Consider the following 246-nt stretch of genomic DNA (forward strand, 5'->3'; position numbering starts at 1 on the left):
CTGATCATCATCAATAAAAGCCACAGGCATGATTCCGAGATCATTTTTCTGCGTAAGCTGACGGACAAGCAGCGTTCCTCCCGCGCCCGCGCCGATGATCAGCGCCCGGGAAGAGTCATTTTGCTTCCTGCCGATCGTTTCTTTCAGCACGCGCGAAATCATCCGGCTTCCTCCGATGAACAATAGCTGAACCATCCAGCTGACGGCTAACAGCCGGAACAAAATCGTGTGGAACACCCCGTATTG

At 53.3% G+C, this 246-nt stretch carries 1 protein-coding gene; it reads right to left on the reverse strand.

Going from position 1 to position 246, the window contains the following annotated elements; genetic code table 11:
- The coding region (locus SB660_RS22920) for a nucleoside-diphosphate sugar epimerase/dehydratase (RefSeq protein WP_410584822.1) at positions 1 to 246 on the reverse strand (246 nt) is incomplete at both ends.

It is taken from the genome of Bacillus sp. SIMBA_005, from assembly GCF_046535585.1.
Lineage (GTDB): Bacteria > Bacillota > Bacilli > Bacillales > Bacillaceae > Bacillus > Bacillus pumilus.